The 21,011-nt window shown below is 71.0% G+C and carries 18 protein-coding genes; 10 read left to right on the top strand and 8 right to left on the bottom strand.

Going from position 1 to position 21,011, the window contains the following annotated elements:
• Nucleotides 1-135: 135 nt before the first annotated feature.
• Nucleotides 136-1,722 (bottom strand): IclR family transcriptional regulator domain-containing protein, encoded by a 1,587-nt coding sequence (locus OHT57_RS21685; protein ID WP_328748128.1) that lies wholly within the window; start codon nucleotides 1,720-1,722, stop codon nucleotides 136-138.
• 134 nt (nucleotides 1,723-1,856) lie between these two features.
• On the bottom strand, nucleotides 1,857-3,137 hold the full coding sequence (locus tag OHT57_RS21680; protein WP_328748127.1) for a M6 family metalloprotease domain-containing protein: 1,281 nt from the start codon (nucleotides 3,135-3,137) through the stop codon (nucleotides 1,857-1,859).
• Nucleotides 3,138-3,415: 278 nt separating this feature from the next.
• Between OHT57_RS21680 and OHT57_RS21675 the strand changes: the two genes are divergently transcribed.
• Together OHT57_RS21675 and OHT57_RS21670 are read left to right on the top strand one after the other, a co-directional pair.
• Nucleotides 3,416-4,054: a TetR/AcrR family transcriptional regulator gene (locus OHT57_RS21675; RefSeq protein WP_328748126.1), complete on the top strand. Its 639-nt coding sequence runs from the start codon at nucleotides 3,416-3,418 to the stop codon at nucleotides 4,052-4,054.
• Between the two features lie 119 nt (nucleotides 4,055-4,173).
• Nucleotides 4,174-5,715 (top strand): MFS transporter, encoded by a 1,542-nt coding sequence (locus tag OHT57_RS21670; protein ID WP_328748125.1) that lies wholly within the window; start codon nucleotides 4,174-4,176, stop codon nucleotides 5,713-5,715.
• A gap of 103 nt (nucleotides 5,716-5,818) precedes the next feature.
• Here OHT57_RS21670 and OHT57_RS21665 read toward each other — a convergent pair whose 3' ends face one another.
• On the bottom strand, nucleotides 5,819-6,328 hold the full coding sequence (locus tag OHT57_RS21665; RefSeq protein WP_328748124.1) for a MarR family winged helix-turn-helix transcriptional regulator: 510 nt from the start codon (nucleotides 6,326-6,328) through the stop codon (nucleotides 5,819-5,821).
• Nucleotides 6,329-6,468: 140 nt separating this feature from the next.
• On the opposite strand from OHT57_RS21665, the gene OHT57_RS21660 reads away from it, so the two are divergent.
• On the top strand, nucleotides 6,469-7,260 hold the full coding sequence (locus OHT57_RS21660) for a dioxygenase family protein (protein ID WP_328748123.1): 792 nt from the start codon (nucleotides 6,469-6,471) through the stop codon (nucleotides 7,258-7,260).
• A gap of 26 nt (nucleotides 7,261-7,286) precedes the next feature.
• Here OHT57_RS21660 and OHT57_RS21655 read toward each other — a convergent pair whose 3' ends face one another.
• Nucleotides 7,287-7,817 (bottom strand): GNAT family N-acetyltransferase, encoded by a 531-nt coding sequence (locus OHT57_RS21655; protein WP_328748122.1) that lies wholly within the window; start codon nucleotides 7,815-7,817, stop codon nucleotides 7,287-7,289.
• A 194-nt stretch (nucleotides 7,818-8,011) separates the two neighbouring features.
• Between OHT57_RS21655 and OHT57_RS21650 the strand changes: the two genes are divergently transcribed.
• Together OHT57_RS21650 and OHT57_RS21645 are read left to right on the top strand one after the other, a co-directional pair.
• A complete protein-coding gene (locus OHT57_RS21650; RefSeq protein WP_328748121.1) occupies nucleotides 8,012-9,010 on the top strand; it encodes a sigma-70 family RNA polymerase sigma factor in 999 nt (332 codons plus the stop codon).
• Between the two features lie 352 nt (nucleotides 9,011-9,362).
• On the top strand, nucleotides 9,363-10,028 hold the full coding sequence (locus tag OHT57_RS21645) for a TetR/AcrR family transcriptional regulator (protein ID WP_328748120.1): 666 nt from the start codon (nucleotides 9,363-9,365) through the stop codon (nucleotides 10,026-10,028).
• Nucleotides 10,029-10,055: 27 nt separating this feature from the next.
• On the opposite strand, the gene OHT57_RS21640 is transcribed toward OHT57_RS21645, so the two are convergent.
• Complete coding sequence (locus OHT57_RS21640) at nucleotides 10,056-11,033, bottom strand: helix-turn-helix transcriptional regulator (RefSeq protein WP_328753279.1); 978 nt, start codon at nucleotides 11,031-11,033, stop codon at nucleotides 10,056-10,058.
• Nucleotides 11,034-11,095: 62 nt separating this feature from the next.
• Between OHT57_RS21640 and OHT57_RS21635 the strand changes: the two genes are divergently transcribed.
• The 5 genes from OHT57_RS21635 to OHT57_RS21615 all read left to right on the top strand — a co-directional run bounded on the left by OHT57_RS21635 (nucleotide 11,096) and on the right by OHT57_RS21615 (nucleotide 17,369).
• A complete protein-coding gene (locus OHT57_RS21635) occupies nucleotides 11,096-12,643 on the top strand; it encodes an MFS transporter (RefSeq protein ID WP_328748119.1) in 1,548 nt (515 codons plus the stop codon).
• Between the two features lie 412 nt (nucleotides 12,644-13,055).
• A complete protein-coding gene (locus OHT57_RS21630) occupies nucleotides 13,056-13,817 on the top strand; it encodes a DeoR/GlpR family DNA-binding transcription regulator (protein WP_328748118.1) in 762 nt (253 codons plus the stop codon).
• A complete protein-coding gene (pfkB, locus tag OHT57_RS21625; RefSeq protein ID WP_328748117.1) occupies nucleotides 13,814-14,761 on the top strand; it encodes a 1-phosphofructokinase in 948 nt (315 codons plus the stop codon). Before OHT57_RS21630 ends, pfkB begins: the two co-directional genes overlap by 4 nt.
• A gap of 157 nt (nucleotides 14,762-14,918) precedes the next feature.
• Nucleotides 14,919-17,012, top strand: coding sequence for a PTS fructose transporter subunit IIABC (locus OHT57_RS21620; RefSeq protein ID WP_328748116.1), 2,094 nt, complete (start codon nucleotides 14,919-14,921; stop codon nucleotides 17,010-17,012).
• Nucleotides 17,013-17,111: 99 nt separating this feature from the next.
• Entirely contained in the window at nucleotides 17,112-17,369 is a 258-nt protein-coding gene (locus tag OHT57_RS21615) for a hypothetical protein (RefSeq protein ID WP_328748115.1), read from the top strand.
• Between the two features lie 83 nt (nucleotides 17,370-17,452).
• Here OHT57_RS21615 and OHT57_RS21610 read toward each other — a convergent pair whose 3' ends face one another.
• The 3 genes from OHT57_RS21610 to OHT57_RS21600 form a co-directional block, all read right to left on the bottom strand.
• Complete coding sequence (locus OHT57_RS21610; protein ID WP_328748114.1) at nucleotides 17,453-18,199, bottom strand: DUF6227 family protein; 747 nt, start codon at nucleotides 18,197-18,199, stop codon at nucleotides 17,453-17,455.
• Between the two features lie 177 nt (nucleotides 18,200-18,376).
• Nucleotides 18,377-19,612 carry a L,D-transpeptidase gene (locus OHT57_RS21605; RefSeq protein ID WP_328748113.1) on the bottom strand — a complete coding sequence of 412 codons (1,236 nt, stop codon included), beginning with the start codon at nucleotides 19,610-19,612 and terminating at the stop codon, nucleotides 18,377-18,379.
• Nucleotides 19,613-19,938: 326 nt separating this feature from the next.
• On the bottom strand, nucleotides 19,939-20,976 hold the full coding sequence (locus OHT57_RS21600; RefSeq protein ID WP_328748112.1) for a P1 family peptidase: 1,038 nt from the start codon (nucleotides 20,974-20,976) through the stop codon (nucleotides 19,939-19,941).
• Nucleotides 20,977-21,011 lie beyond the last annotated feature (35 nt).

The following is a 21,011-nucleotide window of genomic DNA, read 5'->3' as shown; positions in this document are numbered from 1 at the left end:
GACACGGTGATCGGGGCAGGAAGCCGTGACGGCCGCGGCGTACCCGCGCAGGTCACCGGGCACGTCACCGGCCGAGGGGCGAGCCGGTCCGCGGCGAGCCCGTCGACCCCCTGCGCTGACGTCGTCGCACGGGTGTCAGAGGAGCGGGACCCTCGTGAAGTGGCCCGCCGTCCGGAGTTCCGTCTCGATGCGGCTCGCCGTCAGGCGCAGTTCGGGGAGGAGTTCGTCGAGGCACTCCTGCGGGGTGCGGCCCGCCGCGTGCAGGGCCACGTTCACGGCGGCGACCGCCCGGCCCGTCCGGTCGTGGAGGGGGACGGCGAGGGTGCGCAGGCCGTCCTCCCACTCCTCGTCGAGCAGGGCGTGGTCCCGGGTGTCCGACAGCAGGACCCGGCCCAGGGAGGTCGCCGCGGCCGGCAGCCGGGTGCCCACCCTGATGTCCACGCCCATGATCCGCGGGGACACCGCCCGTGCCGTGTACTGGATCTCGGCGCTCGGCCCCGAGGACACCAGGACCGCCAGCGCCGTCGACTCACCGACCCGCGCCGCCAGGTCCGCCAGGTGCGGCGTCGCGATCCGCGGCAGGGACGTACGGGACAGGGGCGGGAAGCCCAGGGAGAGGACCCGGGGGGTGAGGCTGAAGGTCCGGGATTCCGGCTGCTGGCTGATCAGGCCGAGGTGTTCGTACGTGATCAGGGCCCGGCGGGCCGTCGCCCGCGTCAGTCCCGTCGCCCGCGCCACGTCCGTCAGCGTCAGCGCGGCCCGGCCCGCACCGAACGCCGTCAGGACCGTCAGGCCGCGTGCGAGGGACTCAATGAAGTCCCGGCCCAGTTCCTGCTTGGACGCGCCGATCCAGGAGACGAGGTTCGCGGGCGGCGGGCCCGGGTCCGGCTGCGGGGCGGAGGCCAGTTCGCGTTCCATCTCGGCCACCGTCGCCCGCAGGCGCGGCAACAGGGTGTCGCGCAGATCCGTCGCCGTGTGGCGGCTGGTGTGGCTCACGACGTTCGCCACGCAGGCGATCCGGCCGGTGCGCGGGTCCCGTACGGGAACGGAGACCGCCACAAGGCCCGGCTCGATCAACTGGTCGTCCAGCGCCCAGCCGTCCCGGCCCGCCTGTTCGGCCTTGCTCGCGAACTCGTCGTCCCCGCACGGGAGTTCCCGAGGCGGTACGGCCGGAAAGCCCCGGTCCGTCGGGTCCGCCGCCCGGCGTTCGCGCCAGGCGTGCCAGTCGGCGTCGGACCACTCGGACGCGAACAGGGGCCCCGGCGCGGTGCGTTCGGCGGGGAGCAGGTCCCCGATGCGGAAACTGAGGGACATGGCGCGGCGGCGGGTGGCCTGGTGGATGAAGCGGATGCCGTCCCGGTCGCCGACCGCCAGGGACACCGACTCGTCCAGTTCGTCGGCGAGGGCGTCGGCCATCGGGGAGAGCAGGGCAGGCAGGCGCAGGGCGGCGAGACAGGCGTTGCCGAGTTCCATGAGGCGGGGGGTCGTCACCGCGTCACGGCCGTCGAGGCGGACGTATCCCATGCGCGCGAGCGTCGAGGTGATGCGGTCGACGGTGGAACGTGCCAGGCCCGTCGCCCGTTCGAGACCGCTCAGGCTCAGCGTCCCGCCGGCCTCCGTCAGTTCCCGCAGCACCCTGACCCCCCGGATCAGCGGCGCGACCGCCTCGGCCGGCACGGCGGACTCCGGCACCAGTAGGGAAGGGGCTGTTTCAGCGGGCATCGGTTCTCCGGTAGGGCGGTCGCGGCACGCCTACGGTAATCCGAGTGGCGGTTGCGGCACGTCCGTGGCGGTCCGGCCGGGGGCTCGGGCGCCCACCGCTGTCCCCGCGTCCGCTGCCGTCCGGGCGCCCGCCGCTATCGCCGCGTCACCGAGACCTGGTAGTTCCCCTCCGTGTCCGCCCCCGTGACATGCACCCGGACGCCCGTGCGCGGGTCCTGGAACTCCTCGCCGGCTGCGAACGGGGCGTCCGAGAGTTCGGCGTGGACGTTGGGGCTGCGCGTGCATCCCCCGCTGTTGCGCTGCGAGTCGTACACCCGTACCGGTCCCCGCCCGGTGTCCACGTCCGCGTCGACGCGGTAGACGAGGACCCCGGGACGGCACACCGCCTCGTCGTTGCCCTCGCGGGTGCGCAGTTCGACGGCGTAGCCCGTGCGGCGGCCGATGGGGACGAAGAGGAGTTTCGTGCCGGGGCCGGACCGGGCCAGCGGGGTCAGCGTGTACTGCGAGGTCCCGCGCTCCGTCACGCAGTCGACCTGCGTCGCGTCCAGCCAGCCCAGCTTCCACTTGTGCCAGCCGAGGAGGTCGTTTCCGGCGCCCCAGTCCTCGCTCATGATGTCCCAGTGGCCGACCGAGCCTCCGCCTGCCTGGGTGTAGAGGTCGGGCAGGCCGAAGACGTGGCCGTTCTCGTGGGGCAGGACCCGGTAGCCGGTCTGCGGGAAGGAGCCGGAGCCGTCGTCCTGGCGGGAGTAGACGAACGAGGTGTTGGCGACGGGGACGCCGTCGGCGACCGGGGCGTCGGTGTTGCCGGCGAAGGTCACGGACAGGACCGTGTCGAGGGCGGACGGCCCGGCGTTGGGCGTCACCAGCACGTTGACGAAGTCGTACGACCTGAAGTCCACCCGGGGGTCGGCGGTGGCCACGATGTCCTGGACCAGGCGGCGGTAGCCCGGGTCGAAGGGGGCGCCGCGCTCTATGCCGTAGGACCTGAAGGACTTGGGCATGCGCAGCCAGTCGGTGATCGGGGTCTCGGGGCGGTAGTCGAGACGGCCGTAGGAACTGGTGCGGAACCATTCCTGGGTCTGCGGGAAGAATTCGCGGAAGCGCTCGAGGGCGCTGCCGGAGCCGGGCGCGTCGGAGAAGTCGACCATCAGGGTCAGGGCGCGGACGGTGCCGGTGGAGCGGGAGTAGCCGCCGGGGGTGGGCAGACCCTCGGACATCTGGACGGCCGGGCCGCCGCTGATCAGACAGGCGCCGTGGGTGTCGGAGCGGGCCAGGGCGATCGGGCCGGCCGCGGTCGGGGTCCCCGGGATCAGGTGGCCGGTGCCGGCGGAGGTGCTGACGGCGATGGTCAGCGCGGTCACGGACGCGAGGGCGGCCACGCGGCGTGGGCGTATGCGACGGCTGGTCCACGGCATGCGGGCACCCTTCGGAGCGCGGCAGCCGCTGGTCGGAAAGGCTGCACCTTTTCGATCACCCTCTGCCGGGGGAGGGGTGGACGCGCGCTGGAGGAGACCGAACGTGGGTATCGCCGGGCCCGTGGGTCGGTGTGACTCAGGTCACATCATGTTTTCTCCTCAACCTGAAATAACCGGGGAGCGTCTCCCCGTTTAGACCTGTGTCCGAACGAAACGGGGATTGAATCCCCGGATCCTTCGGATCCCTGTCAGCCGAGGAATCGACCGAGGAGCACACCGTGCAGACCGCCCTCCCCGTGCAGCGAAAGGCCCCCCGCGCCGACGCGCTGCGCAACCGGGAGCGGATCGTCACCGCCGCCCGTGAGATGTTCACCGAGTTCGGCCCCGACGTGCCGCTCGACGACATCGCCCGCCGGGCCGGCGTCGGCAATGCCACGGTGTACCGCAACTTCCCCGACCGCGAGGCGCTTGTCCGTGAGGTCGTCTGCTCCGTCCTGGACCGGACGTCCGAGGCGGCCGAGCTGGCACTCGCGACGACCGGGGATGCATTCGGCGCCCTGGAGCGCTTCGTGCACGCGTCCGCCGACGAGCGGATCAGCGCGCTGTGCCCGATGGTCCAGAGCGCCTTCGACCAGTACCACCCCGATCTGGTGGCCTCACGGGAACGGATCGAGCAGCTCGTCGAGCGGCTCATGGACCGGGCAAGGACGGCCGGTCAGCTCCGTGCGGACGTGAGCGTCGGCGACCTGATGGTCGCCGTGGCCCAGCTGTCCCGGCCCCCGGCCGGCACCGGCTGCCTCACCCTCGACGGGTTCGTGCACCGCACTCTTCAGCTGTTCCTGGACGGACTGCGGGCCCCGGCCCCGTCCGTGCTCCCAGGCACGGCGCTGACCATGGAGGACCTCCGCCAGGCCTGACCGATGAGTTCCGAGCGCCAGAGCAGTCTCTAGTCACGTGGTTCACCAGCCGTCAGTGCTGACGGACTGTCCCCTTTCACGTTCTTTTTCCGTTCCGAAGTCCCGAAGTGGGTATCCCCATGTCTGAAACAGCCGCAAAGGCTACCGGCGCACCGGTCTCGTCCGGTGACGCCAACCGCTGGAAAGCGCTGGTCTTCATCGCGCTCGCCCAGCTGATGGTCGTCCTCGACGCGACCATCGTGAACATCGCGCTGCCGTCCGCCCAGACCGACCTCGGCATATCCGACGGCAACCGGCAGTGGGTCGTCACGGCCTACGCCCTCGCCTTCGGCGGACTCCTGCTCTTCGGTGGCCGGATCGCCGACCTGTGGGGCCGCAAGAACGCCTTCGTCGTCGGCCTGATCGGCTTCGCGCTGGCCTCCGCACTGGGCGGCGCGGCCACCAGCGGCGCCATGATGTTCGGCGCCCGCGCCCTCCAGGGCGTCTTCGGTGCCCTGCTCGCGCCCGCCGCGCTCTCCCTGCTCGCCGTGATGTTCACGGACGCCAAGGAGCGTGCCAAGGCGTTCGGCATCTACGGTGCGATCGCCGGTGGCGGTGGCGCTGTCGGCTTCATCCTCGGCGGCGTGCTGACCGAGTACATGGACTGGCGCTGGACGTTCTTCGTGAACATCCCGTTCGCGATCGTCGCCGCGTTCGGCGCGTACTTCGTCATCCGTGAGCCGGAGGGCGGCCGCAACCGCAACCCGCTCGACATCCCCGGCGTCCTGCTCTCCACCCTCGGCCTGGTCGCGCTGGTCTACGGTTTCACCCGCGCCGAGTCCAACGGCTGGGGCGACGCCCTGACCGTCGGCATGTTCGTCGCGTCGGCCGTGCTGCTGATCTCCTTCGTCGTCACCGAGGCCCGGACCAAGGCCCCGCTGCTGCCGCTGCGCGTCATCACCGACCGCAACCGCGGCGGGATCTACCTCTCGCTCGGTATCGCGATCATCGCGATGTTCGGCACCTTCCTGTTCCTCACCTACTACCTGCAGATCGTGAAGGGCTTCACGCCGATCAAGACCGGCTTCGCCTTCATGCCGATGATCGTCGGCATGATGGTCGGCTCGACCCAGATCGGTGCCCGCCTGATGACCCGCGTCCCGGCGCGGCTGCTGATGGGCCCCGGCTTCCTGGTCGCCGCGGTCGGCATGCTCCTCATGACCCAGCTGGAGATCGGTTCGTCGTACGCCTCGACGATCCTGCCGGCGATGCTCCTGCTCGGTCTCGGCATGGGTACGGCGTTCATGCCGGCCATGTCCCTGGCCACCCTGGGCGTCGAGCCCCGGGACGCCGGTGTCGCCTCCGCGATGGTCAACACCTCGCAGCAGGTGGGCGGTGCGATCGGTACGGCCCTGCTGAACACGATCGCCGCGTCCGCCACGACCTCCTACATCGCCGACCACATCGGCTCCGCGACCTCCAGGTCGCAGCAGCAGCTGGTGGCGCTGGAGGGCCAGGTGCACGGCTACACCAACGCGATCTGGTTCGCCGTCGGCATGCTGGTGCTCGCCGCGGTGATCGTCGGGACCCTCGTCAACGCGGGCCGCACGGACACGGCCGTCGTGACCGGGTCCGGAGAGGGAGCCGAGGAGGAGCTGGCGATCCCGGTCGTCGCCCACTGACGGCGGCCGTACGTCGTACCCCTTCGGGAACCATGTGCGTACGGGGATGGGGACGCCCCGTACGCACGCTCCAGGATCTGTCCCGGTCCGCTGAGTGAGCGGCTCAGCGGAGCCAGGGCAGGTCCGCACCCGCTTCGTTCGGCTGAAGTCCCTCGGCGACGATCTGCATGATCTCGCCGAGGGACTTCTGCTGTTCCGGGGACAGCCGGTCGAAGACGGCGTTGCGCACGGCCCGCACATGGCCGGGCGCGGCGCCCCGCAGCATTTCCAGGCCCGGGTCGGTGAGCACCGCGAACTGGCCGCGCTTGTCGTCCGTGCAGTCCTCCCGGCGCACCCAGCCGTTGCGCTCGAGGCGGGCGATGGCGTGCGAGAGCCGGGACCGGGTGATCTTCGCCTTCATGGCCAGCTCGGTCATGCGCAGCCGCCGGTGCGGGGCGTCGGCGAGGGCGACGAGCAGCCCGTAGTAGATGTGCGGCATGCCCGCGTCCCGTTGGAGCTGGCGGTCGAGGTGATCCTCGAGGAGGGTCGTGGCGTGCACGTAGGAGCGCCAGATGCGCTGCTCTTCGTCGTCGAGCCACCGGGGCTCTTCATCGGGGACGGGTGCCGTGTTCATGTATCCCACTCTACGAGCTCTCTCCTTGAAGCTTAAACAAATGAGGCGTACAGTCATGTCAGAAGAAGCTTTAAATTTGAAGCACTCTGCATCGAAGTGCTGATCGAAGTGCTGTCGGAAGTACTGGAGGAGTCCCCGCAATGGCCGCCGACACGCAGGAGCGCATGCCCGCCCTCTATCTGAGCCACGGCGCCCCGCCGCTCGCCGACGACCCGATCTGGCCTGGTGAGCTCGCCGCCTGGTCCAAGGACCTGCCCCGCCCCAAGGCGATCCTCATGGTCTCCGCCCACTGGGAGGAAGCCCCCCTCGCCCTCGGCGCGGTACAGCCCGTCCCGCTGGTCTACGACTTCTGGGGCTTCCCCGAGCACTACTACCAGGTGACGTACGACGCTCCGGGCGCCCCCGAACTCGCCGAGTCCGTACGCAAGTTGCTGCGCGCCCCCGGCATCCCCGTGCAGGACGTCCCCGACCGCGGACTGGACCACGGCGCCTACGTCCCCCTCGTCGAGATGTTCCCCGAGGCCGACATTCCGGTCCTCCAGGTCTCCATGCCGACCCTCGACCCGGTCCGGCTCATGGAGATCGGCCGCAAGCTCGCCCCCCTGCGCGACGAGGGCGTCCTGATCGTCGGCTCCGGCTTCTTCACGCACAACCTCGCCGCCCTGCGGCACACCGGCTCCGGAGTGCCCACCTGGTCCTCGGAGTTCGACGACTGGGGCCGGCGTGCGCTGGAGGCGCGTGACGTGGACTCCCTGCTGGACTTCCTGCACAAGGCCCCGGCCGGGCGCTACGCCCACCCGCGCACCGAGCACTTCGCGCCCCTCTTCGTCACCATGGGCGCGGCGGACGTGACCGGTGAGCTGGACGCGCAGAAGTCCGTCATCGACGGGTTCTGGATGGGGATGGCGAAGCGGTCGGTGCAGTTCGGCTGAGCCCTTCCGTGCCTTTCCGTGAGGGCCTACAGGTCCTTCTCGTACCAGGCCACGTCCCAGTATCGGCCGAACTTCCGGCCGACCTCCCCGTACGTGCCCACGTGCCGGAAACCGAAGCGTCCATGCAGCCGCGTGGACGCTTCGTTCGGCTGGGCGATGCCCGCGTAGGCGCGGTGCACATCCTCCTCGGCGAGCGCCTCGAACAGCGCCTTGTAGAGGAGGGTGCCCACCCCGCGGCCGCCCGCGTGCGGGGCGAGGTAGACGGTGACCTCCACCGAGGTCGCATACGCGGGTTTGGCGCGGAACGGGCTGGACGTGGCGTACCCGAGGATCTCCTGTGAGGTTCCTGTCGGGTCCGCGGCCGTGGCAACCATCAGACGGTACGGGCCGTCTTCAGGGTGGGAGAGCAGCCAGGGGAGGCGCTCTTCCGGAGTGAAGACGGCGGTATCGAATGTGATGGGCGTCTCACGTACATAGTGGTTGTAGATGTCGGTGAGGGCGGCGAGGTCAGCCTCGACTCCCGGCCTGACCTGCACCTCTGTACGTTCCGACGACATCGGACCTCCCCATGTGGCGGCACAGGGTACTGCAAGATCAGAAAAATAGGGGATGCGCCGGGAATTCTGTCCGGTTTCCAGTCGTTGTTTCCATCGGATGCAGGGCACCCGAGGAGAGTCCGGAAGCAAACCGGAGACGGGGACCGGCGCCCGAAGGACCGCCCGCTGACCACCACCATCGCAAGGGAGCACGCATGGCAACCCGTGCCGTCGCCCGTCGTAAGTCCGCCACCGGCGGGTCTACCGACGCGGCACGCAGTGTTCGCGTCCATGGCGGCGAGATCGCCGACCGCGACCTGGTCGGCATGTACCTCGACGAGATCGCGCGTACACCGCTGCTCGACGCCGCAAAGGAAGTCGAGCTGTCCCAGATCATCGAGGCGGGTGTGTTCGCCCGCCAGGTCCTCGACGGGATCGAGGAGGCCAAGGCCGACGCCAGCCGTGTGGAGCTGGAGGCCCTGGTGGAGGAGAGCGAGCGCGCCAAGGACGTGTTCATCCGCTCCAACCTCCGCCTGGTCGTCGCCGTGGCCCGCCGCTACCCCCGCAGCGGCCTGCCCCTCCTCGACCTGATCCAGGAGGGCAACGCAGGCCTGGTGCGCGCGGTCGAGAAGTTCGACTACCGCAAGGGCTTCAAGTTCTCGACGTACGCGACCTGGTGGATCCGTCAGGCCATCACCCGCTCCATCGCCGACCAGTCCCGCACCATCCGGCTCCCCGTCCACCTGGTGGAGGAGCTGGGCCGTATCCGCCGCGTGCAGCGCGAGTTCAACCGCGAGCACGGCCGCGACCCCGAGCCCGCGGAGATCGCCGCCGAGCTCGAGTCCAACGCGGCGCGCGTGACGGACGTCCTGGACTGGGCCCGCGACCCGGTCTCCCTGAACATGTCGATCGACGACGACGGCGACACCCAGTTCGGCGACCTGCTGGAGGACACGTCGGCGGTCTCCCCGGAGCAGTCCGTCCTGACCCTGCTGCGCAGCGAGGAACTGGACGACCTGATCGGGCGACTCGACCAGCGCACGGCCTCCATCATCAAGATGCGGTACGGCATCGACGACGGCCGCGAGCGCACGCTGACCGAGGTCGGCAAGGAACACGGCCTCACGCGCGAGCGGATCCGGCAGATCGAGAAGCACGCTCTGCTGGAGTTGAAGAAGCTGGCGCGCGACACCGGGTTCGACGCGGCGGCCTGAACCAGCCCCGCGTACGCCGGGTGGCGAAAGGCCGCGCAAACATGGCTGTACTACGCCGCTTTAAAACGCCGGACCCTGGGCACAAGACTTCAGAGTCCAGATGTTCGGGTCCAGGAGGCCAAGCCTCAGGACCCGCCTGAACCGAGTCCCGACGCACCCCCCCCGCGGCGGGACTCTCCCCGAGCCGGACCTCGGCGCCCCACCCCCCCTGGGCGCCGGGGTCCGGCTCTTCTCGTGCGGGGCCTGGGGCCTGCGGGTCCGGCCGTACGCGAACGGCAGGTCACCCCGTACCTGAACCACGGGGTGACCTGCCGGATGGCAGATTCTGTCACATCGGCATAGCGTGCCGAACGTGAGCAGCGCGTCGCATGGTTCCCCAGCCCCTTCACCGGCCGTTTCGCTGACCGAGCGGCGCAAGGCGGCGACCCGGACGGAGATCGCCCGTGCGGCCGGGGAACTCTTCGTGAGACAGGGCCTGCGAGCCACCCGCGCCGAGGACATCGCGCAGGCGGCCGGCGTGGCTCCGCGCACCTTCTACCGCTACTTCGCGACAAAGGAGGAGGCGGTGGCGCCGCTGTACGCGGCCGGCGCGCACCTCTGGGCGGACGTGGTCGCGGCGGCTCCCGCGGAGTTGTCCGTCGCCGAGGCCCTGGCCCACGGAGTCCGCCGCACCCTCACTCCCGACGCCGGCATCCCCGCCGCGTCCTGGACCTGGGCCCGCCCTCTCATCCGCCTGGCCACCTCCGAGCCGGCCCTGCGCCGGGTATGGGCAGAGGTCTGCCACTCCTCGGAACACCGCCTGTCACAGGTCCTGGCGAACCGAACGAACCTCCCGAACCTGCGCTTCACCTCAGCTGTGGCAAGCGCAGCGGTCCGCACGGCAGTCGAGACCTGGGCGGCGGGCGAGGGACCGGTGGAGGAAGTGGTCGAGCTGGCCCTGCGGAACCTGGAGGCGGTGGGCGGATTCCTGGGGGCGGCGGGGGCGGCGGCGGGGGCGGACGGGGCGGAGAGGGTGTGAGGTCCCGACAACCGCCCCGGCACAACCTCACCCCGAGCCCACCGACCCCACCGACCGCATCAACCGCCCACCCAGCTCCCGTACGGCCTCCACAAGCGCCGCAGGCTCCTGCACCGTGAACTCCACCCTTGTCATGGCCAACCGCACCGCCATCCACTCCACCGCGTCCCCCACAGTGGCCCGCAGTCGGCACCGCCCCTCCCCGAGGGACTCCGGCACCCCCATCCACGCCGGCACCCGAGCGGCCACCACCGTCACATCGGCCTCGAACGTCACGACGATCTCGTACGTCTCCTGCCGCCGGTGCATCGACTGCCGCAGATACTCCGCCGCACTCCCCGTAGGCAGCTCCCGCGGAGTGAACCGCGCGCCGGTGGCGAAGGGGTCGTTCACCCGGTCGACCCGGAAGGTCCGCCAGTCGCCGCGATCGAGGTCGTAGGCGACGAGGTACCACCGCTGCCCGGTGGAGACCAGACGGTACGGCTCCACGAGGCGCCGTGACTCGGCCCCGTCGCGTGCCCGGTAGCCGAACCGCAGCCGCTCGTGCCCGGCCACCGTGGACGCCATCACGGTCAGCGTCTCGGTCGCGATGCTCGCCCCGTCCCCGCTGAGCAGCGGAGTCGTCGCGGCCTGGAGGGTGGACACCCGGTGCCGCAGCCGGGAGGGCAGGACCTGCTCCAGTTTCGCCAGCGCCCGTACGGACGCCTCGTCCATGCCCTCGACCGCGTGTCCCGCTCCCGCCCGCAGCCCGACCGCGATGGCCACCGCCTCCTCGTCGTCGAGGACCAGCGGGGGCATGGCCTTGCCCGCGACGAGCCGGTAGCCGCCGTCCGAACCCTTGGTCGCCTGGACGGGATAGCCCAGTTCGCGCAGCCGGTCGATGTCCCGGCGGACCGTGCGGCGGGAGACCTGGAGGCGGTCGGCGAGCTCGCCGCCCGGCCATTCACGGGGCGTCTGGAGGAGGGAGAGGAGCGTCAGGAGCCGTGCCGGGGTGTCCGTGGTCATGGGTTCGAGGATGCCGTAGAAGTAGGACACGATCTGACCTAATGGGGTCGTAGCTTTACGACATGACCTCAAGCGAGACCACCCTTTCGGGCACTCCCGACGCCCAGCCCGGCACGCAGTCCGCCGCAGGCGACCGGCGTCGCTGGTTCGCCCTCGCCATCGTGATGACCGCGGCCTTCATGGACCTCGTCGACGTCACGATCGTCAACATCGCCATCCCGTCGATCCGGCAGGACTCGGGCGCCTCCGTCAGCCAGATCCAGTGGATCACCGCCGGTTACGCCCTCGCCTTCGCCGCCGGGCTGATCACCGGCGGGCGGCTCGGTGACATCCACGGGCGCAAGCGGCTGTTCCTCTTCGGGATCGGTGGCTTCACCGTCGCCTCCGCGCTGTGCGGTCTCGCCCCGAACCCGGATGTGCTGGTCGCCGCCCGGATCCTGCAGGGCGGCATGGCGGCGATGATGGTGCCGCAGGTGCTGTCGATCGTGCACGCGACCTTCCCCGCGCACGAGCGGGGGAAGGTGTTCGGGCTGTTCGGCGCGGTCGTCGGGCTCGGCGCGGTGTCCGGTCCGCTCCTCGGCGCGCTGCTGACGGAGTGGAACCTGTTCGGTCTCGAATGGCGGCCGATCTTCCTCATCAACCTGCCGGTCGGCATCGCGGGACTGGTGCTCGGCAGCCGTTTCATCACCGAGTCCAAGGCGCCGCGGGCGCTGAAACTGGACCTGGTGGGCGTGGGCCTGGTGGTGCTCGGCCTGCTGATGCTGCTCTATCCGCTGACCCGCGGCGAGGAGCTGGACTGGCCGCTGTGGGGGAACATGTCGATGGCCGCCGCGCCCCTCGTCTTCGCCGCGCTGGTGGCCTACGAGAAGCGGAAGGCCGCGCGGGACGGGTCGCCGCTGGTCGAGCTGTCGTTGTTCAAGGTGAAGAGCTTCGCCGCCGGCATCGCGGTGCAGACCGTGTTCGGTGTCGGGCTCGGCATCTTCTTCCTGGTGTGGACGCTGTACATGCAGACCGGCCTGGGCTGGAGCCCGCTGCGGGCGGGGCTGACCGGGGTGCCGTTCTCGCTCGCTGTCTCCATCGCCGCGGGTCTCTCGGTGCAGCAGCTCGTCCCGCGCTTCGGGCGCAAGGTGCTCCAGGCCGGCGCGCTGCTGATGGCGGTGGGTGTGCTCCTCTACCTGTGGGAGGCCGACCGGTACGGCATGGGGATCAGCTCGTGGCAGATGGCGTTGCCGCTGGTCGTGATGGGGGTCGGCATGGGGCTGATCGTCGCGCCGCTGACGGACGCGGTGCTCTCGGAGGTGCCGCGCGAGCACGCCGGTTCGGCATCCGGACTCATCAACACCGTGCAGCAGATGGGCAACGCGCTCGGGCTCGGGCTGGTGTCGGTCGTGTTCTTCGGAGTCGTCCCGGACGACGTACGGCCCGTCGAGGTGGGACCGGCCTTCGTGGACGCCTTCCAGCACGCGCTCGGATGGGTCGCCGCGGTGATGGCCGTCATCTTCCTGCTGATGTTCGCGCTGCCGAAGCGCCCAGCGCAGGACGTGGAGGGGGCCGAGGGAACCTCGGAGCTTCCGGCGGCGGAGGAGGAGCGGGAGCCACAGCCGGTGTGAGGTCGACACGCGGGCCCGGCATCTTTCGAGATGCCGGGCCTTTGTGCTGTGTCAGGGAGCCGTGTACGGATGCGGGGGCAGGGCGCGGGCTCAGGGTGCGGTGTCCGGCTCCCTTCCTGCTGCTGGGCCGGGTGTTGTGTCCGGGTGCTGGCGGGAGCCCGGGCGTGGTGTCCGGGTGCTGGCGGAGGTCCGGATGTCGTGTCCGGGCACCGGCGGAGGCCCGGGCACGGTGTCCGGGTGCTGCCGACAGCCCGTGCAGGGGTCCGGTACTGCCGACATGTCGTGCATCGGTCCGGCACCGCCGAAAGTCCGTTCATGCCCGGATCGCGCCCGAACCTGTTTACTTTCTGGAAATCTGGGCGTAGCCTCCGGTTGAAACCACACGTTCGGGCATAGTCGGAGGCGAACGGACATGTACGCACCGGAGCGGCAGCAGGAGATCCTCCGGCTCGCGCGTGACGGCGGGCGGGTGGACGTCGTCTCGCTGGCCGAGGAGTTCCAGGTCACGGCCGAGACGATCCGCCGGGACCTGAAGGCCCTCGACCGCGCTGGGCTGCTGCGCCGGGTGCACGGCGGGGCCATCCCGGCCGGGCGCCTCGACTTCGAGCCGGACCTCGCCGAGCGCGAGACGACGGCCGCCGACGAGAAGGACAACATCGCCAAGGCGGCCCTCGCCGAACTGCCGACCGAGGGCACCCTGATCCTCGACGCCGGTACGACCGTCGCCCGCCTGGCCGCCGCCGTACCGCTGGAGGCCTCGCTCACCGTCGTCACGCACAGCCTGCCGATCGCGGCCCGTCTCGCGGACCACCCCGGCATCCAGCTCCACCTCGTCGGAGGGCGGGTACGGCACCGTACGCGCGCCGCCGTCGACGCCTGGGCGCTCAGGGCGTACGGCGAGATCCGGGCCGACGTGCTGTTCGTGGCGGCCAACGGCTTCTCCGCCGAGCACGGCCTCACCACCCCCGACCTCGCCGAGGCCGCGGTCAAGCGCGCGGCGATCGGCGCCGCCCGCCGCGTGGTCCTCCTCGCCGACTCCGCCAAGCACGGCCAGGAGCACTTCGCCCGCTTCGGCGACCTGGGCGACGTGGACCTGCTGATCACCGACAGCGGGCTGAGCCCCGAAGACACCGCCGCCATCGAACGCGGCGGCACGGAAGTAGTGCGCGCATGATCCTCACCGTCACCCCGAACCCGTCTCTGGACCGTACGTACGAGGTCCCGTCGCTGGAGCGCGGCGAGGTCATCCGCGCCACCGGTGAACGCATGGACCCCGGCGGCAAGGGCGTCAACGTCTCGCGTGCCGTGGCCGCCGCAGGGCAGCGCACGGTCGCCGTCCTGCCGCTCGGCGGCGCGCCGGGAGCGCTCGTGGCGGATCTGCTCGACGCGCAGGGCATCGAGGTCGCACCGGTGCCGGTCGCCGGCGCGACCCGGTCGAACATCGCACTCGCGGAGTCGGACGGGGTGCTCACGAAGATCAACGCGCCGGGTCCCGAACTCTCGGCCCGCGAGCAGGAGTTGCTGCTGGAGACCGTGCGCGAGCAGTCACGCGACGCGTCGTGGATCGCGTGCTGCGGGAGTCTGCCCCGTGGGCTCGCGCCGTCCTGGTACGCCGAGGTGGTCGCACGGGCGCACGCCGGGGGAGCGCGGATCGCGCTGGACACCTCGGGACGCGCGCTGCTGGAGGCCCTGCGGGAACGGCCCGACGTGGTGAAGCCGAACGCCGAGGAGCTCGCGGAGGCCGTCGGACGCCCCCTCGCCACGGTGGGCGACGCCGTGAAGGCGGCCGAGGAACTGCGCGAGATGGGCGCCCGTGCCGTGCTCGCGAGCCTGGGTGCGGACGGACAACTGCTCGTCGACGCCACGGGCGTCTGGTTCGGCAGCGCGCACGTCGACGCCGTACGCAGCAACGTCGGTGCCGGTGACTCCTCGCTCGCCGGTTTCCTGATCGCCGGCGGCAGCGGCCCCGAGGCACTCGCCTCCGCGGTCGCCCACGGCGCGGCGGCCGTCCAGCTGCCCGGCAGTGTGATGCCGACACCGGCGGACCTGACCCCGTCCGCGGTGACCGTCACGGCCGAGGTGCCGGTGGACCGCGTACTGAAGGAGCCGGTGTCATGACGGCCCACCCGCCGTGCGGAACGGCCCCGACGCGGCGGGGCTCCCCCTTACTCGCCTTTTCCGTAACCGTTTTTGCGACGCGACACCGCGTCACCCCCGTCCCCACTCCTCCCGCCCATTCCACTCCCCGGGCGATACGCGTGCGAAGGAGCCCGCGATGAGCGACATGATCACCGCGGACCTGGTCGATCTCGACCTGTCCGCCGACACCAAGGAAGCGGCGGCACGTGCCCTCGCCGAGCGCATGGTGGCCCTGGGCCGGGTGACCGACCTGGAGGGCTTCCTCGCCGACGTGGCCGCCCGCGAAGCCCAGATGCCGACCGGCCTCGACGGCGGCATCGGCATCCCGCACTGCCGGAGCGTTCACGTCACCGAGCCCACGCTCGGCTTCGGCCGCAGTGCCGCCGGTATCGACTTCGGCGCGGCGGACGGCCCCGCCGACCTGATCTTCCTGATCGCCGCACCGGCCGGCGCGGACGACGCCCACCTGACCATCCTGTCCTCGCTCGCGCGGCAGCTGATGAACACCGAGTTCACGGACGCGCTGCGGTCGGCGGGGGACGCGGCGAGCGCGGCGGCACTGATCCGCGGGGACCAGACGCCTGCGGAAGGCGCCACCGAGGTCGGCGAGGCCGACGCATCCGGCGGGGCCACCGCGGGCGCCACCGAAGACTCCGTTGCGGCATCGGCGGCGGCCTCCGCCGATGCCGCAACGGCCGACCCCGCTCCCGGCGTTCCGGAGGCCCCCTTCCGGATCGTCGCCGTCACCTCCTGCCCGACCGGCATCGCCCACACCTACATGGCGGCCGAGTCCCTGGAGAACGCGGGCCGCGAGGCCGGTGTCGAACTCGTCGTCGAGACGCAGGGCTCGGCCGGCTTCACCCGGCTCGATCCGGCGGTCATCGCAGATGCGGACGGCGTGATCTTCGCGCACGACGTCCCCGTACGCGACAAGGACCGCTTCGCCGGGAAGCCGACCGTCGACGTCGGTGTGAAGGCGGGCATCAGCCGGCCCGCCGAGCTGATCACCCAGGTGCGTGGGAAGGCCGCGCGCGGCGAGGTGACGGCGGGCGCCGCCTCGGGCGCCGGGACGCCGGTCGAGCGGGCCGGCGAGTCCGGCGACAGCTACGGCACCAAGCTCCGCAAGTGGCTGATGACCGGCGTGAGTTACATGGTCCCGTTCGTCGCCGCGGGCGGTCTGCTGCTCGCCCTCGGCTTCGCGATCGGCGGCTGGCAGATCGCCAGTGCACCGTCGGTCATGAAGCACTTCTCCTGGACCGAGATCGACAGCTGGGGCGCCCTGCTGTTCCAGATCGGCCAGGTCGCCTTCGGGTTCCTCATCCCGGTCCTGGCCGGATACATCGCCTACGGCATGGCGGACCGACCCGGCCTTGTCCCCGGATTCGTCGGCGGCATGATCGCCTCCAACATCGCCGCCGGCTTCCTCGGCGGTCTGGTCGCCGGTCTGCTGGCGGGTGGCGTGGTCCTCGCGATCCAGCGGATCAGGATCCCACCGGTGCTGCGCGGCATCATGCCGGTGGTGGTGATCCCGCTGATCTCCTCGCTGGTCGTCGGCTTCCTGATGTTCGTCGTGGTCGGCAAGCCCATCGCCGAGGCCCAGAAGGGCATGACGGACTGGCTCTCCGGCCTCTCCGGCACCAACGCCATCCTGCTCGGCGTCCTCCTCGGCCTGATGATGTGCTTCGACCTCGGCGGCCCCGTCAACAAGGTCGCGTACGCCTTCGCGACCTCCGGCATCGCAGTCCAGACCCCGAGCGACTCCGCGATGAAGGTCATGGCCGCCGTGATGGCCGCGGGCATGGTCCCGCCGCTGGGCATGGCTCTGGCGACCACCGTCCGCAAGAAGCTCTTCACGCAGACCGAGCGCGAGAACGGCAAGGCCGCCTGGGTCCTGGGCGCCTCCTTCATCTCCGAGGGCGCGATCCCGTTCGCGGCGGCGGACCCGCTGCGGGTCATCCCGGCCTCGATGGCGGGCGGCGCGGTCACCGGCGCTCTGTCGATGGCCTTCGGCGCCACCCTGCGTGCCCCGCACGGCGGCATCTTCGTGGTCCCGCTGATCGGCAGCCCGTTCCTCTACCTGATCGCCATCGCGGCGGGCGTGTGCGTCACGACCGCGCTGGTGGTCGTCCTGAAGAGCATGCGCAAGCCGGCCACGGGGACCGCGGCCACTGTGGCGACGGGGGACGCGGACACCCCGGCGTCCGAGCGGAAGCAGCCGGTCGCCGCGTGATCCCTGCCCCTTTGGGGCGGCTGTGAGCAGTTCACGGCACCTGCGAGATACGTCACGGTCCGGGACCCAGGTCCCGGACCGTGGTGTCTACTGGACCGCATGCCTGAGCACGTCTCCCTCGACCAGTTGCTGGCGATGACCCTGCTCGTCCTGGTGACCCTCGCCTGGTCGGTCTGCCTGGTTTTCATGCTGCGCCGCGGCCGTTTCGAGGCCACCGCCCGGCGTGCCGCCGCCCGTTCCCTGCCCGCGCTCCCGCACCAACGTCGGGAGGCCCCCCACTTGGAGACCGTCGAGCTGACAACGGCGGAGAAGGTCGCGTTCGCGGGTCTCGTACGACAACTCGTCGGCGGCCGCTGACACTTCACCGGATCCACCGCGCCGCGGGGCGGGCCGGTCCGGGCCCGGGTTGTGCGTTGTGGGAGGGGCAGGAGCGGGGTCGCTCAAAAGACCTGCGACGCGCGCCGCTCCATCGCCTCTCGGGCCGCGTCCTCGCTGATGTACACCTCGCACATGTGCCGTCCGTCGGGTGTCGCCGTGTGCTCGACCTCCCACAGGGACATCTCCGCGCCGTCGCGCAGCAGAAACGCGTGCTCGTACAGCGAGTAGCCCAGCCCGGCGCTCCCCGCCCGGCACGGGCGTCCGAACGCCTGCGTGATCTGGTGCGCGCACGCGTCGGCCAGCCGGTCGGCCGTCTCCGGACCGGGCCGGTCCGCGTTCTCCGCGCGACGCAGGAGCCGGCGCGCGTGGTCCGCCGAGTCGTCGGGGACATAGGAGTGCCGCGGCGGGTGCACGGGCGAGAGCTGCACCGTCACCGGCAGCTCGAAGTCCGGTGCGTCCGGCGGTAAGGGCAGTCGCGCGGTCGCAGCCCGCAGCTCCTCCTCGTCGACGTACACCTCGTGCTGCGGGTTGCTGCCCCGCGCGGTGTTGTGGACGAGCTCCCACAGGGTGAGCGCGGAGCCGTCGGCGAGCAGCCACGTGTGTCGGTACGTCTCGCGATGCAGGCCCGCGCTGTGGTGCGCGGAGTGCAGCGAACTGTCGTATGCCAGCGCGCAGTCCAGCTGCCGTATCGTCTCGTCGGGCAGCTCGAAGGAGTTCAGGGCACGACCGAGGAGTCGCGCGAGGTGCTCCTCCGGAGACTCGGGCGACTCGGGTGGTTCGTACGCTGCGGTCTCGTACGGAACGCTCAAGGTTTCTCCCGGCGTTGCTGCATGTCACCTTGTGGGTGCATACCGTAGCCCCTCGGTCGGACATCATGTCCGGGAACCGAGAAAACGTATGCCCGGAAAACCCCCGGGCCGCGCAGGAAATTCCCACGCGGCCCGATGATCCGTCAAAAGCCCTTGTTCAGAAGGGGGTTGCGGCGATCAGGACGTGCCGGCTGCGCTGCCCGCGACCCACTCGTTCCAGGACAGGTTCCAGCCGTTGAGCCCGTTGTCCGGTGCCACCGTCTTGTCGGGGGAGTTCTTGACGATCACCACGTCCCCGACGAGCGAACTGTCGTAGAACCACTTGGCCGGAGTGTCCCCCTGACCGCCCTTCACGTCCCGCAGTCCCACGCAGCCGTGACTGGTGCCCTGGCGGCCGAAGGGCGGGTTGGCCGTGTTGTACCAGTAGTTGCCGTGGATGAAGGTCCCCGACTGCGTCAGACGCATCGCGTCCGGAACGTCGGGGATGTCGTACGCGTTGGCGAGGGCGACCGTCCTGCTGTCCATGCGGATCTTCTTGTGCTTCTCGGAGATCACCATCTGTCCGTTGTACGTGGTGAACTCCGCGCTGCCCGTCGAGATCGGCACCGTTTTGACGGTCGCGCCGTCCCGCACGACCCTCATGGTCTGGGTGTCCGCGTCCACCGTGGACACCTGCGAGCGTCCGACCGTGAAGCTGACGGTCTTCTCCTGCACCCCGGTGACGCCGTTGGCGCCTTCGACCCCGTCCAGGTCGATCTTCATCGTGACCTTCGAACCGGCCTTCCAGTACTCCTCGGGCCGGAAGTCGAGCCGCTGCGAGCCGAACCAGTGCCCGACCACCTGCTGACCGTTGCTCGACGTCACCGTGATGTGCGACTGCACGGCCTTCTTGTCGCTGATCGCCCTGTCGAAGCCGAACGACACCGGCATCCCGACCCCGACCGTCGTCCCGTCGTCCGGCGTGTACGTCCCGACGAAGCTGTTCGCCTTGGACACGGTCGTGAAGACGGACTTCGCCGCCACCGACCTGCCGTCCGCGTCCTTGGCCTTCGCGGCTATCTCGTACTTCGTGCCGCGCTCCAACTGCTCCTTCGGCTTCCAGCTCACCCCGTTCGCGGCCATCGCTCCCGGCACGTCCTGCCCCGTGCCCGCCACCGACATCCGCACGCCGGTCAGGGTGCCGTCACCGACCTTCACGCCGGTCGAGTTGATCGACGCACCCGTCGAACCGTTCTTCGCGGATATGGCGATCTCCGCGCTCGATGACTGGGCGGTTCCCTTGTCGCCCTTGGCTCCCTTCTCGTCGTTCTGTGTGTTCGAGCTGCCGCCGCACGCCGTGAGGGCGAGGGCGCCGACCATCAGGACGGCACAGGCCCCCAGTGCGCGCCGCGCTGCTGTGTCCGGCGTTGTCACGGGCTGCTCCCGGTTCGTGTGATGTGCGTGGTCCGCTCCGTACCGTGAAGGAGGAGGGACCCGGTCCCCGGGCGGGTTTCCCCCCGAGCCCGTCAAATGCCCCCACGTGACAGAACCGGGACGAAACACGGGCGTGGACGTGGGGCCCACGCGGTTCCCCACACCCCTGGCGCCACCACATCCCCACCCCGCAACGCACCTACAGGGGCCTACAGGCGCCGCGCAGGACCCGGCAGTTGGCGCCGCGGCCCCCGCACACAACACACCCACAGGCGCCGCACAGGACCCCGCGGAAGGGCCGCACAGGCGCCGGCGGCCAGGCGCTCTCAGCCCTCGCCGACGCTCCCGTACAACTCCTCGTACGCCGGCCACACACCTCCCGCCCCCTCCACCGACTCCGCCGCCCGTACGGCCCGCACGATCGCCCGCGTCACCACGTCCGCCGCCGCTGCGAGCACGGGGTTGAGCGCGAGGGGGTGCTCGGCATCCAGCGGCCGCGCACCCGTGGCCAGCGCGAACACCGTGTCGCCGTCGTGGAGCAGATGCACCGGCCGCACCGCGCGCGCGATGCCGTCATGCGCCGTACCGGCCACCTTCTGCGCCTGCGCCTTGGACAGTTCCGCGTCGGTGGCCACCACCGCGAGCGTGGTGTTCAGCGGGGGCGGCCCGCTGGTCGCCGCGGCCTCGGCGAGCCGCCGACGCGCGGCCTCATGCACCTCTGCTTCCGGACGGTCCACCCGCCCCTGGAACAACTCCCCGTACAACACCCCCGTCTCCGGATCCAGCACCGACCCCGCCGCGTTGACCACCACCAGTGCCGCCACGGTGATCCCGGAGTCGAGCAGCATGCTCGCCGTGCCCACACCCCCCTTCAGCGGGCCGGCCGCGGCCCCCGTCCCTGCCCCCACGCAGCCCTCCCGCACCGCCGCACCGACGGCACTGGCCGCCGCGGCCTCGACGGCGGCCCGCCCGGTCGCCGCGTCCGGCCTGGCCCGGAAGTCACCGCCCCGCCCGAGGTCGAAGACACAGGCTGCGGGCACGACCGGCACGACATGCGTGGCATCCGGCCCGACGCGCACCCCGCGCCCCCGCTCCTCCAGCCAGGCCATCACCCCGGAGGCCGCGTCGAGCCCGTACGCGCTGCCTCCGGTCAGCACGATCGCCTCGACCTTCTGCACCACGTTGCGCGGGTCGAGCGCGTCGGTCTCCTTGGTGCCGGGTCCGCCGCCGCGCACGTCCACCGCGGCGACCGCCCCGCCCTCGGGGGCGAGCACGACGGTGGTACCGGTGAGCCAACCGCCACCCGTGCGCGTCACGTGTCCCACGCGCACCCCGGCGACGTCCGTCAGAGCGTCAACTGCCATGGCATCTGTCATGGCACCAGTCTCGACCAGCCGCC

The sequence above is a fragment of the Streptomyces sp. NBC_00285 genome (assembly GCF_036174265.1).
GTDB lineage: Bacteria > Actinomycetota > Actinomycetes > Streptomycetales > Streptomycetaceae > Streptomyces.
This window is presented reverse-complemented; position numbering and strand designations above follow the sequence as displayed.

Coding starts and splice junctions, on each gene's coding strand:
- OHT57_RS21685 (WP_328748128.1), bottom strand. CDS start 1,722: ATGCCCGCTGAAACAGCCCCTTCCCTACTGGTGCCGGAGTCCGCCGTG.
- OHT57_RS21680 (WP_328748127.1), bottom strand. CDS start 3,137: ATGCCGTGGACCAGCCGTCGCATACGCCCACGCCGCGTGGCCGCCCTC.
- OHT57_RS21670 (WP_328748125.1), top strand. CDS start 4,174: ATGTCTGAAACAGCCGCAAAGGCTACCGGCGCACCGGTCTCGTCCGGT.
- OHT57_RS21665 (WP_328748124.1), bottom strand. CDS start 6,328: ATGAACACGGCACCCGTCCCCGATGAAGAGCCCCGGTGGCTCGACGAC.
- OHT57_RS21660 (WP_328748123.1), top strand. CDS start 6,469: ATGGCCGCCGACACGCAGGAGCGCATGCCCGCCCTCTATCTGAGCCAC.
- OHT57_RS21655 (WP_328748122.1), bottom strand. CDS start 7,817: ATGTCGTCGGAACGTACAGAGGTGCAGGTCAGGCCGGGAGTCGAGGCT.
- OHT57_RS21650 (WP_328748121.1), top strand. CDS start 8,012: ATGGCAACCCGTGCCGTCGCCCGTCGTAAGTCCGCCACCGGCGGGTCT.
- OHT57_RS21640 (WP_328753279.1), bottom strand. CDS start 11,033: ATGACCACGGACACCCCGGCACGGCTCCTGACGCTCCTCTCCCTCCTC.
- OHT57_RS21635 (WP_328748119.1), top strand. CDS start 11,096: ATGACCTCAAGCGAGACCACCCTTTCGGGCACTCCCGACGCCCAGCCC.
- OHT57_RS21630 (WP_328748118.1), top strand. CDS start 13,056: ATGTACGCACCGGAGCGGCAGCAGGAGATCCTCCGGCTCGCGCGTGAC.
- pfkB (WP_328748117.1), top strand. CDS start 13,814: ATGATCCTCACCGTCACCCCGAACCCGTCTCTGGACCGTACGTACGAG.
- OHT57_RS21620 (WP_328748116.1), top strand. CDS start 14,919: ATGAGCGACATGATCACCGCGGACCTGGTCGATCTCGACCTGTCCGCC.
- OHT57_RS21615 (WP_328748115.1), top strand. CDS start 17,112: ATGCCTGAGCACGTCTCCCTCGACCAGTTGCTGGCGATGACCCTGCTC.
- OHT57_RS21600 (WP_328748112.1), bottom strand. CDS start 20,976: ATGGCAGTTGACGCTCTGACGGACGTCGCCGGGGTGCGCGTGGGACAC.